The organism is Bacteroides mucinivorans (genome assembly GCF_034654355.2).
Taxonomy (GTDB): Bacteria; Bacteroidota; Bacteroidia; order Bacteroidales; family Bacteroidaceae; genus Bacteroides; species Bacteroides nordii.
The window spans coordinates 2,747,688-2,761,206 of sequence record NZ_CP178179.1; the positions used below are offsets into that span (position 1 = coordinate 2,747,688).

At 39.3% G+C, this 13,519-nt stretch carries 11 protein-coding genes and 1 tRNA gene; 9 read left to right on the top strand and 3 right to left on the bottom strand.

Annotated elements, in window-relative coordinates; genetic code table 11:
- Positions 1-125 precede the first annotated feature (125 nt).
- Positions 126-704, top strand: coding sequence for a Crp/Fnr family transcriptional regulator (locus VCM39_RS10140; RefSeq protein WP_221651062.1), 579 nt, complete (start codon positions 126-128; stop codon positions 702-704).
- A 34-nt stretch (positions 705-738) separates the two neighbouring features.
- Here the strand turns inward: VCM39_RS10140 and VCM39_RS10145 are convergent, their stop codons facing one another.
- A complete protein-coding gene (locus VCM39_RS10145; protein WP_322934048.1) occupies positions 739-1,326 on the bottom strand; it encodes a lipocalin family protein in 588 nt (195 codons plus the stop codon).
- Positions 1,327-1,724: 398 nt separating this feature from the next.
- On the opposite strand from VCM39_RS10145, the gene VCM39_RS10150 reads away from it, so the two are divergent.
- Entirely contained in the window at positions 1,725-3,437 is a 1,713-nt protein-coding gene (locus VCM39_RS10150; RefSeq protein ID WP_322934259.1) for an ISL3 family transposase, read from the top strand.
- 152 nt (positions 3,438-3,589) lie between these two features.
- On the opposite strand, the gene VCM39_RS10155 is transcribed toward VCM39_RS10150, so the two are convergent.
- A tRNA-Lys gene (locus VCM39_RS10155) sits at positions 3,590-3,662 on the bottom strand.
- Positions 3,663-4,119: 457 nt separating this feature from the next.
- On the opposite strand from VCM39_RS10155, the gene VCM39_RS10160 reads away from it, so the two are divergent.
- The 7 genes from VCM39_RS10160 to VCM39_RS10190 all read left to right on the top strand — a co-directional run bounded on the left by VCM39_RS10160 (position 4,120) and on the right by VCM39_RS10190 (position 11,227).
- The gene (locus VCM39_RS10160) at positions 4,120-5,517 is read left to right on the top strand and encodes an RtcB family protein (protein WP_322934179.1); all 1,398 of its coding nucleotides are present in this window, start codon (positions 4,120-4,122) and stop codon (positions 5,515-5,517) included.
- A 15-nt stretch (positions 5,518-5,532) separates the two neighbouring features.
- Positions 5,533-6,267 (top strand): RNA ligase family protein, encoded by a 735-nt coding sequence (locus VCM39_RS10165; RefSeq protein ID WP_322934178.1) that lies wholly within the window; start codon positions 5,533-5,535, stop codon positions 6,265-6,267.
- A complete protein-coding gene (locus tag VCM39_RS10170; protein WP_322934177.1) occupies positions 6,245-7,381 on the top strand; it encodes an AAA family ATPase in 1,137 nt (378 codons plus the stop codon). The genes VCM39_RS10165 and VCM39_RS10170 overlap by 23 nt, the downstream gene beginning before the upstream one ends.
- A gap of 421 nt (positions 7,382-7,802) precedes the next feature.
- Complete coding sequence (locus VCM39_RS10175) at positions 7,803-9,101, top strand: NAD(P)/FAD-dependent oxidoreductase (RefSeq protein WP_322934176.1); 1,299 nt, start codon at positions 7,803-7,805, stop codon at positions 9,099-9,101.
- A gap of 476 nt (positions 9,102-9,577) precedes the next feature.
- Positions 9,578-10,021, top strand: coding sequence for a DoxX family protein (locus VCM39_RS10180; protein ID WP_289293487.1), 444 nt, complete (start codon positions 9,578-9,580; stop codon positions 10,019-10,021).
- Positions 10,022-10,141: 120 nt separating this feature from the next.
- On the top strand, positions 10,142-10,696 hold the full coding sequence (locus tag VCM39_RS10185) for a DUF3332 domain-containing protein (RefSeq protein ID WP_002560268.1): 555 nt from the start codon (positions 10,142-10,144) through the stop codon (positions 10,694-10,696).
- A 78-nt stretch (positions 10,697-10,774) separates the two neighbouring features.
- Positions 10,775-11,227: a hypothetical protein gene (locus VCM39_RS10190; protein ID WP_221651427.1), complete on the top strand. Its 453-nt coding sequence runs from the start codon at positions 10,775-10,777 to the stop codon at positions 11,225-11,227.
- On the opposite strand, the gene VCM39_RS10195 is transcribed toward VCM39_RS10190, so the two are convergent.
- The gene (locus VCM39_RS10195) at positions 11,181-13,490 is read right to left on the bottom strand and encodes a BamA/TamA family outer membrane protein (protein WP_322934175.1); all 2,310 of its coding nucleotides are present in this window, start codon (positions 13,488-13,490) and stop codon (positions 11,181-11,183) included. The two genes, VCM39_RS10190 and VCM39_RS10195, sit on opposite strands and share 47 nt — an antisense overlap.
- Positions 13,491-13,519: the final 29 nt, after the last annotated feature.

Genomic DNA, 13,519 nt, shown 5'->3' on the forward strand with positions numbered 1-13,519 from the left:
AATTTAATTATTTAAAATTTTCAGTAAAGATATGAGCTTGGTTAGAAAAAGTAATTGATAATTATCAATTAAGTATTTTAATAGATAAAATCAGTTATATTTGTCGGACAAAATATAGTCATGTTATGGATATTACATCATTTTCCTGTCCTTCAAAGGATACCATTTTACAGAATACAATGAATAAATTGGAGTCTATATGGGATGAAATTTCCTATCCTAAAGGATTTATTTTGTTCACTAAAGATAAGATCGAACGTGATGTATATCTGATAAAGCAAGGTATCGCCAGGGCCTATATTGAAGTGGACGGAAGAGATATTACAATCTGGTTTGGGAAGGAAAATGATATTATTATATCTGCTCAGGGATATGTGAATGGTGAGAAAGGGTATGAGACGATAGAGCTTTTAGAGGATTCCGTGTTGTACAAAATGAATTTAAAACAGTTGCATGAATTGTATCAGCAAGATCTGGAAGTATGCAATTGGGCACGGAAATTCATAGAAAAAGAATTTGTAGGAACCGAACATCGCCTTATTTCCAGTTTGTCTATGACGGCAACCGAACGCTATCTCCGGCTTATGAAAGAGAAACCGGAGATTTTACAGCGTGTACAGTTGCGGCATATTGCTTCCTATCTTGGTATTTCATCGGAGCATTTGAGTAGGATACGTGCCAACACTAAAAGTATGACAATATAAATAAGGTATTCATGAATTACGGTAGGATCTCTGATTACTTTTGCCTTGCCAGTCGCCACACTACTTCTGCCTTTTTGGCCAGAATGAGTGAATCTGCATCGATTTTAACTACATTCAGGGTATCGGTTCCTGTAATGGTCTGTTTGTTGCCAATACTTTCATATCGCAGAGTCAGTGTCCAATTATCCAGATTCCAGTTTTTTATCAGTAAAGTTGCCATATCCACAGAACTGGCCGTTCCGTTTTGATTGAGTGTGAATCCTTGCATCTCTTTGAGATTTATAGGATTGGGTTCAAGCCAGGTTCCCTGAATATAGTAATAAGGAGAATGCACGGTAATTGTTAGCTCGTCGGCTTTCAGAATTTTAACTCCGTCTATATCTTCATGGGTGCAGGTTACTCTGACAGAATCATTGAGTAATACTCCGGGCACTTTCTGTGGATTGGCATCCATTGTGCTGATGTTTACCGTATCTCCCTGATCAGAGATAATTGTCAGGTTGTTCATGCTTGCATCATACACGATTCCGTTAATGATTTGAGTGGCTGGAGCTTGTTTGCATGAAATAATGCCAGCCAATAAAAATACTACTGAAGTCGACAGATAAACTAATTTCTTCATATTCTATTAATTTTAAAATAGTAACAATGAAACAAAGGTAGCATTTATATTTTTAAATTTACATTTTTGCCCGAAGAACTATACTCTCTCCCGAAAAGAAATGAAGGCGTTACACTAACCTGTATGAAGGGGAATTACAAGAGTGTACACTTATGTATTGCAAAAGTGTACAATGATACATAACAAGAATGTACATTTTTAAGGTTCTTCTTCAATTTAGTTGAACCGTGTTTGATAAGTCACTTTTGCAAAGTAGGCTCTATGGGATTCAAAATCATCAACGCTCATTCTTTTATCAGTTTAATGCTCTGTTCACTGATAATAACTGATCTCCTAAAAGAGTTAGGTTTTCCGGCATTTTTGTTATCTTTATATCGCCAAACACAAAGAATCAAGGAATGCCCGATAAACCTAACGGTAACAAAGTTACGATAAAAACCTCATTAAACAATGGCTTGTGTTCAACCCTATTCCATAAAAACAATAGTTTTTCTTTTATTTACGAATCATCCGACCTTTCCATTGAAGATGTAGGGTATGAAGGTAATACGATAGTTCTATATGCCAAAGGTTCAAAGCGGAGTGCGGTATGCCCTTATTGTGGGGGTGAAAGTCATCATGTTCATAGTCGATACACTAGAACAATAAATGATTTGTCCATACTTGGCAAGAAGGTTGTTTTGATCTTGGAATCGCGCAAGTTCTTCTGCAAAAATGCAGATTGCCCCCAAAAGACATTTGCCGAACAACCCGGCAATGAAGTCTTCCGCTACCGCAGGCGTACACGCCGATTAGAGTTAACTGTCATTCGTAATGGTCTTATGATGTCTTCCCGAACCATCAGTAAACTACTTTCGTATTGTGGCGTAGATCTAAGTTCATCAACAATACTGCGTTGCCTACATCAGCTCTGCCCTCCTGATAACAAAGAGATTGAACAAGTTGGAGTTGACGATTGGGCTTGGCGCAAAGGCGTGTCATATGGCAGCATCGTTATCGATTTATTAAATAAGTATCCGGTTGATTTGTTGGGTGACCGTGAAGCGAAAAGTTTCCTCGAATGGATGGAAGAACACCCATGTGTAAATGTCGTCAGCAGAGACAGGGCTACCGGTTATAGTTCGGCCATTGCGTCTACCGGACGGCATGTTGTGGAGGTTGCAGACAAATTCCATCTTATTAAAAACATACACGAATGTATGGACAAGCTCCTAAGCGGGCATTATGCAGCATACTGCAATAAAATCAGGGAGAAAGAATCCATGGACGATTGCCTTTTACAGCCAAAACAGACTGCCATGATCCATATACCTCCAAAGAAAGCGAAAGCAGACTCCCGCATGACAAAGTTTAAAGAGGTGAAAGAACTGCAGCTCAAGGGATTCAACCCCTTTGCCATTTCTAAAAAGTTGGGAATAGCCCGCCCGACTGCACTCAAATTCTGCAGAATGCAAGAACTTGCTCCGCGAAACAGCAAAGCCAGGACCGATTACCATTTGTATGACAAGCACATTGAAGACGGGGTTGTAAATGGAACACCCCTGAGTACCCTTTATGCCCAGATTTGCAACATGGGCTTCAAAGGAAGTCTGGCCCCATTCTATGCCCACTACAGATACTTGAGTGATGGACACAGGGGATTTAGATCCAAATATTTCAAACCCAACCGAAGAGTGAAACAGACCGACGAAAGGTCAAGGATATTACCTCTCAAGCGGATATCTATTATCACTGCCAAATCAATCTATCAAGGAAATATGAATAAGTCGGAAGAAGAACTGATTGAGACATTGTATCAATTCGATTGGTTTAGACAAATGCATGAAGCAGCCAAATCCTTTTATTGTATTATTACAGGCACAGAAACATATGAACTAATAAGATGGATGAAAAAATATTGGAATACAGAGATACAAACGCTTAAAACATTTATACTGGGAATAAGGAAAGATTATAAAGCCGTCAAAAATACAATCAAGTATAACATTACCAATGGGATTACCGAGGGCTTTGTTAACAAACTAAAGGCAGTGAAGCGAACTATGTATGGAAGGGCAGGATTAGAGTTGCTAAGAATTAAGATGGTGATGGAACATGTCTTTTTCAACTAAATTGAAGAAGAACCATTTTTAATATGCAAAAGTGTATACTCTTTTATTGGTTGATTATCAATGTGCTAGCGACGCAGTTTTCTTATTGGTCTTAAAGTTTTTTGTCGACTTAAGACAAATAAAAAAGGAGGCTAAAAATAGTCTCCTTTTTGTACACCCTCAGGGATTCGAACCCTGGACCCACTGATTAAGAGTCAGTTGCTCTACCAACTGAGCTAAGAGTGCATTAGTATTATGCTTTTTTTGATTTCGGGTGCAAAGGTAAAGCTTTATTTTAAAATAGCAAACCTTGCAGCGATTATTTTTAAATTTATTTTCTTTCGCTTTGCTATCATTAAAAAATGAATTACATTTGCAACGATAAATTTAGTATTCACCCTTTAAACTATGGAAAGGGTATTAATTATGTTGGAGAAATAACACATCAAAATCAGGACTAAGCGGCTCATCGGGATGAAGAGCCCCAGTAATTTTATTATCTGAACACTCCGTGAAACTGCTGCCGGAGAAAAATTGATTAGTCCTGCAATCTTATTATTTTATTATTTAATCACTTCAGTGTGGTGAAGCGGGGATGTTATGTTCTGTCTTCTTCTGCACTGCTAACAGGCATATTGCCTCATTACTCCGGAACATTATATGTTTATTCCGGGGATGAGATCAGTGTGCTATGCAAGAAATCATGGGAATACGTTTAAAAGATTTAAGCAAACTGGGATATACAAATAATGTGGCACGCAGTCTGGCTGTTGCCATTGTAAGCAAACATTGCAAGTATGAAAGTAAAGAAGAAATTCTGGTTCGTTTAGCAAATGTGCTTGATAATCCCGAAGCATATAAAAATGATGAAGTATGGGGGAAACTGGCGGAACACTTCTCTCCCACCATTATAGAAAGGAAGTTTCAGGTCTATGATCTGAGAGAAGTGCCGTTGATGCACCAAACTTATGGTAACAAGTTTATAGAAAGTTCTGCCAAACAACAAATGGAACTGGCCATGCGACTCCCGGTAACGCTGGCAGGAGCGTTGATGCCTGATGCACATGCCGGATATGGTTTGCCTATCGGCGGTGTACTGGCAACGGATCATACAGTAATACCTTATGCCGTAGGAATGGATATTGGCTGCCGGATGAGTCTGACGGTTTTTGATGCGAAGCCGGATTTTCTGAAACGATATGCTCATCAGACAAAAGTGGCGTTAAAGGAATACACACATTTTGGTATGGATGGTGGATTAGAGTTTACACAGGAGCATGAAGTGTTGGACAGAGAAGAATTCCGATTGACGCCCCTGTTACAAAAGTTACATGGGAAGGCTGTCCGGCAATTAGGTACATCAGGACAAGGGAATCATTTTGTGAACTTCGGAGAACTGGAACTGGAGGCGGACAATGCTTTACAGTTACCTGCCGGGAATTATGTTGCTTTGTTGTCTCATTCAGGTTCACGTGGATTAGGAGCTGCTATTGCACAACATTATAGTTTTCTGGCACGTGAATCTTGTAAATTACCTCGCGAAGCCCAGTGTTTTGCTTGGCTTGATCTCCATTCGGAAGAGGGACAAGCATACTGGATGAGTATGAATCTTGCCGGAGATTATGCTCGGGCTTGTCACGAAAGGATTCATCTTAATCTTGCCAAAGCCTTGGGATTGATCCCGGTTGCTAATGTAAGCAATCACCATAACTTTGCCTGGGAGGAGGAAATAGCACCCGGTAACTTTGCCATTGTTCACCGCAAGGGAGCTACTCCGGCTTATAAAGGCCAACCCGGACTTATTCCGGGTAGTATGGCTACTCCCGGATACCTGGTCTGTGGTAAAGGAGTACGTGAATCTCTCTTTTCGGCCTCTCATGGTGCCGGACGGGCGATGTCAAGACAACAGGCCCAAAGCACCTTCACACAGTCCGCTTTAAAGAAATACCTGGTACAAGCGGGCGTAACCCTTATCGGAGGCAGTGTGGAAGAGATGCCTCTTGCTTATAAGGACATCGAAAGAGTGATGCGGGCACAGGAAAACCTGGTAGAGATACAAGGGCGTTTTATGCCCCGTATCGTAAGAATGAATAAAGAATAATTAAATAAAAACAAAATGTTATCAGAAAAATATGGTCGTACGTATCACTTTCCTTTCTCACCGGGAACTACAAGTGACGACCGCATCAACCATACTTATTGGGAAGATATCCAGCGGATTGACACGCTTGTATATACCGAAAAATTGGATGGTGAGAATAATTGTCTGAACAGCGCCGGCGTATTTGCACGGTCACATGCTGCACCTGCTACTTCTCCATGGACACGACAACTGCGTGAGCGTTGGGAATTAATGAAGCATGATTTGGGCAGTTTTGAATTATTTGGTGAAAATCTGTATGCTGTTCACTCTATTGAATACAAACGGTTAGAATCGTATTTCTATGTTTTTGCCGTGCGTTGCCTCGATAAATGGTTATCCTGGGAAGAGGTAAAGTTTTATGCTGCTATGTTTGTGTTTGATTTGCCAACGGTTCCCGAATTGGGATTGGAGTCCGTTGCAGAACTTCCTCAGGAACAATTTCGGGAGCAGATACTTACGCTTGCCCGGCAACCGGGAGTCTTTGGTACAAAAGATCCTTTTACCGGAGAAGATTGTACACGTGAAGGGTTGGTAGTGCGGAATACAGATGAATATCCGGTTAGCGAATTTGCACACAATGTATTTAAGTATGTGCGCAAAGGACATGTGAAAACAGATGAGCATTGGACACGTCACTGGAAGCGTGCCCGGCTTTTCTGGGAGTTTAATGAAAATAAAGAAAAATATGATTTGGACATTAACAGATAAGAAAGATCGTAGCTCGCTCGAACTACAATTCGAATGGTTACGCGATATGAATGGGATTTCTCAGGACCAGTTTCATCATGCCGAAGGAGATGTGGCTACACATACCTGGCGGGTGATAGAAGAATTACAGAAACTACCCGGCTATCTTGCCCTTACAGAGCAGGACAAAGAAATACTTTGGACGGCTGCACTACTGCATGATGTAGAAAAACGTTCTACTACAGTCATTGAGGAAGATGGCAGTATCACTGCCAAAGGGCATGCCCGTAAGGGAGAATATACTGTGCGTACGCTTTTGTACAAGGATACATCAACTCCTTTTATCATTCGTGAAAAGATAGCATCACTTGTAAGGTTTCACGGGCTCCCTTTATGGCTGATGGAAAAGCAGGATCCTGTGAGACAGGTTGCCAAGGCAGCTTTCAGAGTGGACACTTCGCAACTCCGTTTACTTGCCGAAGCTGATATAAAAGGACGTATCTGTCAGGATAAAAATACTTTGATGGAATCGCTGGAGTTATTTGAAATCTTCTGCCGTGAGCAGGGGTGCTGGAAAAAGAGCAGAGAATTTACCACTGATCATGCCCGTTTTCGTTACTTTCATACGGAAGAAAGCTATATAGATTACATTCCGTATGAAAAGTTTAAGTGTAATGTTGTTCTGTTATCCGGGTTACCGGGAATGGGAAAAGATCATTATCTTGAAACGTCCGGTATAGCTCTTCCTGTTATCAGCCTGGATGATATTCGCCGGAAGAATAAACTGAGTCCTACTGACAAATCGGCAAATGGATGGGTGGTGCAGGAAGCTAAAAAGATAGCCCGTGCTTATTTGCGTAAAGGGCAGGATTTCATATGGAATGCAACTAATATTACTACTCTGATGCGCTTTCAGCTTATCAATCTCTTTGCCGGGTATGGGGCTCGTGTTAAAGTGGTTTATGTTGAGAAAGACTATTCCGTTTGGCGAAAACAGAACCGTGAAAGAGAATATCCGCTTCCGGAGAGTGTGTTGGACAGTATGCTTGGTAAGCTTGAGGTACCTCAATTGACGGAAGCTCACGAAGTGGAGTATCTGGTAGAGAATGAGATAAATAAAAAAGATTTTCTATGAAATAATACATCGGATGCTTGACTTTTAGTCAAAAAAACAGTATCTTTGTAATTGCAATCATAAAGTAGATTCAGTTAGAATACTTGTAAAGGAGAAAGCTATGGCTTTCTCCTTTATTTTTTTATACCGGCTTCTGAAGGTATATAGGCAGGTATCTATTGCAGTTTTTCCCGGTACTTATTCAAAATTACATGGTATGTTACGGTTCGTTTGTTACTATGTTACGATGCATTTCTCGGTATGTTGCGATGTAAATGCTATTGTGTTGCAATGCAACTGATATTATCTTCTGAGAAAGTCGCTTTCAGGTTAATAATCAATAAATCAGCTCTTGACAAAAACACGTTTGGAGGTAGTGGATAACAAAAACAATTTTCCCTTCCGTGATGTTAATATACTATCAGATTAATATAATAATAACATGATGAATAAAATTGATATTCCCGATAAAGGAAAAAGAAAAAGAGTAGTTATTGTAGGCGGTGGTTTTGGAGGATTAAAGCTGGCACGCAAACTAAAAAATGACAATTTTCAAATTGTTCTGTTAGACAAAAATAATTATCATCTGTTTCAGCCTCTTCTTTATCAGGTAGCTACAGCCGGTATAGAGCCGAGTGCAATCTCTTTCCCTTTCCGTAAGATTTTTAAAAAGCGTAAATATTTTCATATTCGTATCTGTGAAGCCCAGCGGGTTATTCCGGAACAAAATATGTTGGAAACTTCCATTGGAGCTATTGAATACGACTATCTGGTAATTGCAACCGGATGTTATACCAACTATTTCGGTAACGATAAGATGGCTCTCCATACCATGTCTCTCAAAACAACGGCAGAAGCTCTCTATAACCGTAACCAAGTACTGGAAAGCTTTGAGAAAGCGCAGAACACGAGTAATTTGAAAGAACGGGAAAAATTGATGACGTTTATAATTGTAGGTGGCGGAGCTACCGGAATAGAACTTTCGGGTGCATTGGCAGAGATGCGTAAGTTCATTTTGCCACAAGATTATCCCGATCTGGATATAGAGCAGATGCGTATTGTCCTTATCGATGCAGGCCCTCGCCTACTCTCGGCTTTCTCCGAAAAATCGTCTACCGAAGTACATGACTATCTGGCAAAAAAAGGAGTTGAAATAAAGGTGGATTCCAAGGTGGTAGATTATAAAAATGATTTGCTTACTCTGGGAGATGGTACGGCCATACCTTCTACAAATATCTATTGGGTAGCAGGTGTGAAAGCTAACAGTCTTGAAGGACTTCCGCAGGACGCTTACGGACCGGGGAACAGACTGAATGTAGATGTTTTCAACAAGGTAGTCGGTACTAACAATGTATTTGCTATTGGTGATACTGCTCTAATGATTTCAGAAGATTATCCGAGGGGACATCCTCAGGTTGTTCAGCCGGCTATTCAACAGGCTAAGCTTCTTGTTCAGAATCTGAACAACATAGAAAAGGGACTTCCACTTAAACCTTTTGTGTATCATAATAAAGGTTCGATGGCTACCATCGGAAGAAATAACGCCATTGTAGAGTTGAAGAATATCCGTTTTGGTGGTTTTCCTGCCTGGGCAGTCTGGTTATTCATTCACTTAATGAGTATTGTAGGTGTAAAGAACAGACTTTTCATTTTCATAGACTGGATGTGGAGTTATTTCACTTATGACCCTTCGTTGCGATTAATAATAAAGCCTGTGAAAAGAGTAAAACCGAAGAAATGATATATGTTATGTTGCTCTCGTTTTAATAGATATGGGAAAGGGAATGTTTGCGATGACTTATTCCCTTTTTTATTAAGAATAGTATTAGAGTTATAATAGTTATGCTTCTAATATTTGGAACCGGGATGTATAAAATACCTCCGAAGTAATTGAATATACTCCGGAGGTGTGAGAAGATTTGTGGAAGTATATTGCTTCCTTATTCTATTTTATTATTTGTCATCCTCTTCAAAGTAGCCATATTCATGGAGTATGCCTCTACCTATTTCTTCGAGACAATCTTTGAAGAAATCTTTTACCTTTTTCATAACTTTATTCCTTTCTATTAATGTAATATATATCTAATAACAAAGGCTGGCAAAAAGAGTTTATACTTTTTATCTCTGTAATGCTTTATTTGATATGAATCAATTTAAACAATGTGAAGCTAAGGTTTGTTTATATTGTATAAATTATCAAACTAAAAAATGAAACTTATGATCTACAATTTTTTATTCCCCTCAAAGCCCAATAGTACAGGGGCATCTTTATTCTTACTTGCATTACGTATTTTCTTTGGTTTACTGTTGATGAATCACGGCATACAGAAATGGAGCAGTTATCAGGAACTATCCATAGCTTTCCCTGATCCGTTAGGTGTAGGTAGCCCGTTATCTCTGGGACTGGCTATCTTCGGAGAACTCGTTTGTTCAATGGCGTTTATCGTTGGTATATTATATCGTCTGGCTATGTTGCCTATGATTTTTACAATGGGCATGGCGTTCTTTGTAATTCATGGTAATGATGCTTTTGCAGTAAAAGAACTGGCACTCATCTATTTAGTTGTATTTATATTGATGTATATATCCGGTCCCGGCAAGTTTTCTGTCGACTATTTATTAGGAAATGAGCTTCGGAAACGAAGAAAAAATGTAAAATAGAAATTGCACCATGTTTTGTTTCTATTAATTAAAAGGTTTATATTTGCAACTGTATAAAGGACTTATAGCTATTATAAGTCTTTTATCGTTTCACAAAATAACAACTAAAAAACAGAAATTATGAAAAAAAACAGATTGACATTGGTCGCAGCTTTTGCTCTGAGCGGTACTATTTTGTTTAGCTCATGTGTAGGTTCATTTGGTTTATTCAATCGTATTTCTTCCTGGAATCAGTCGGTAGGAAATAAGTTTGTAAACGAACTTGTGTTTCTTGCGCTGAACATCGTTCCGGTATATGGCGTTGCATATTTGGCGGATGCTTTGGTTATCAACTCTATTGAGTTTTGGAGCGGCTCTAACCCGATGGCAAATGCAGGAGATGTAAAGAAAGTAAAAGGCGAAAATGGCAACTATCTGGTAGAAACTTTGGAGAATGGTTATTCAATTACAAAAGAGGGTGAGAAAACTGCTATGGAATTGATCTACAACAAGGAAGCAAATACCTGGAATGTAGTAGCTAATGGTGAGAGTACCGAACTTTTGAAAATGAACAATGATGGTACAGCGCAGATGTATTTGCCTAATGGCGAGTCAATGACTGTCACTCTGGATGCTCAGGGAACTCTTGCAGCACGTCAGATGGTAATGAACGGTCTGCTATTTGCTGCCCGTTAATTTAATGCATAAAGAAATGTCAAAAGATGAAACATGCTCTGTACAAAGAGATGTTTCATCTTTTTTATTCACTAAGTTATGAAAATACTACGAATATTCTCTCTCGTTGTTTTTATGAGTTTGGTTACTGCCTGTCAGAAACAGGTACCTCAAAGTGAAGTTGTACGCAATGCAATAGCATTCTGTGAAACCTTTTATGATCTTGATTATGCGGCTACCAAAGAATTGGTTGCTCCGGCTTCCCTCCCATATCTTAGTTATATGGCTACAAACACTACGCAGGAGCTCATTGACAAGGTAAATGCAAAAGGGCCGGTTATTGTGACTGTAATTAGTGAGCAGATGAATCCGGAAGAAGGGCATGCAACTGTTATCTGTTCAGTAAAAAATTATCTGAAAGCTGATTTCTTCAATGGTACATCTGCTATTCTTACTGAGAAACAGGATACCATTCATTTGATAAAAGAGGGTGAAAGATGGTTGGTTAAAATGGATAACCCACTGCAAAGTGGAATGCAAAATCACGACTGAACTTAGGATGAATAATGGGCCAGCGGTCTTTACCATTTTTATAAGCCGGATTGATAGCTTTCATACCTCCGTCGAAGCGTAAAACAAAGAAATCCAGATCCAAACGTAAACCTAAGCCATAAGCAACGGCAATCTGCTTATAGAATTCATTGAACTTGAATACACCGCCCGGTTGATTGGCGTAATCACGGATTGTCCAGATATTACCAGCGTCGATAAAGGCGGCTCCCTGAAATTTCCAGAACAACTTACTTCGATACTCGATGCTTGCATCCAGTTTGATGTCGCCTGACTGATTCAGGAAGTTACCATCACCGGGAAATGAACCCGGCCCTAAATCACGTACAGACCATCCGCGTACACTGTTGGCACCTCCTGAGAAGTATTGCTTCTCAAATGGAATAGTCTTTGCATTGCCATATGGAACCGCAATACCAAAACCAGCATGAAATGCCAATGAATTACGATTATCTATCCGGATATTCTTGGCAAAGTCAAAATCACCTTTCAGATACTGTGCATACGGAATGCCGAGAATGGCATATTCGCCATCATTGTTTTTTCGTATACTGATCGCTTTAGAGAATGCATATAAAATATTTCCTGCCGATTCTATATTGGCACGGATAGAATAAGAATTAGAACTGATGGTATTGTTCACCAAAGCATTTCCGGCACTGTTATAATTATAACTATAACCCATGCGTACAATAAGCCGGTTCTTATAGTTGTATTCAAAAATATGATTCTGCCCCTTGTTGATATAGTCTTCGCGAAACTTTTGGGAGATCCAGGGTAAATACAGATAACCGATATCTATTAGGTCAATACGGTGTTGTGCCCGTTGACGCTGTGTCCATTTGTAACTCCACGAAGCCGAAGCTACTGTACGTGAGAATTCCGGGCGTAGCTGGTAACTATATTGCAAACCAAACTCTGTGGTAGCACGTATTTTACGTTTAAAATCAGAATTCAGAAAAGGAAATAAGAAGCTCGGAAAGTTTATACTCGTTTCTATACCATATTCTGTGTAGTTGTTACTATGATAGTCGCCTTGCAATCCGGTAATTGCTTCATATGCACCACGAAACTTCATCATAAACGTTTCGGAACCACGAAAGAGATTCCGATGCTGGAAAGATACGGAAGCTGCTGCTCCAAGATCACCGGCAGAATTTGTTCCTTCCAATTCAAAAGAGATTGATTGATGTTTACTTTTGGTTAGCATCACATAACAATTCAGTAATGTACTGTCTCCTGCCAGAGTTTCAAAGAAACGGATATTGGTGTATTTCAATGCTGGCAGGCGTCCGAAGTTTGAGTAAGTACGTTGTACATCGCGTTCGTTATACAGATTTCCTGGAAAGAACAGTAGATTATCTGTCAATACTTTAGGTCGCAGATATAACTTATCTTTATAATAGATGGGATAACCATTGTAATGTATGGAGTCATTAATTTCAATACTACTCAATGCAGAAGACTGGAGAACATCATAGTCTGTGATAAAATTTATTTTGTTGATGTGATATTGATTATGTGCTTTGGGGGTATCAGTAGTGTGCGTTTTATAAGGTTGCAGATGTAAAGTAAGATCCACGAGATAAGTGTTACGCACGGTATCAGCAGTATATGAAATATAGTCTTTATTGAATTTATAGTATCCGTTACGCAATAGATGATCCGTTATTCGTTGCCGTTCTGCGTCCAATACATTTACGTCAAACAACATACCTTCTTTCAACAAAGTATTAGCAGAATCTTTCTGCATATACTCACCTACTTTGGGGTCACTAATGTCATATTTCAATGTACGTACAGTATAAGGCTTACCTGTAGCTACCTCATAATATAGTTTCAGTTTCTTTTTCTTTGTTTTCGTTGTACATTTAACGGAAGCACTCATATATCCCATATTTTGGACAGCTTTTGTTATTTCCTCCTGTGAGCGTTGTGCTTCGTTTTCGTTGTAAATAACCGGAGCATCTCCTATTTTACGAAGAAATTTATTGTACCATTTGCTGGAATCACGCCCTGAAAGATCATAAACATACAACTGTGTTTTTATCAGGCTAAACCATTTTGCATTGGGATTTTGACGTACATAATTACGCAGGCTGGAAGATTTTACGTCTTTGTTGTCAGTAGATACTTTAACTTCGTCCAATAAATAATAACCATCCGGCACAAACTTGGTAGCGGAACACGAAGCCAGCGTCAGAATGGCAAAAGAAAGTAACGTGTAAAGATATCCTCTCCTCATAGGGTTTTATTAGTTGCCTCAAATACCCT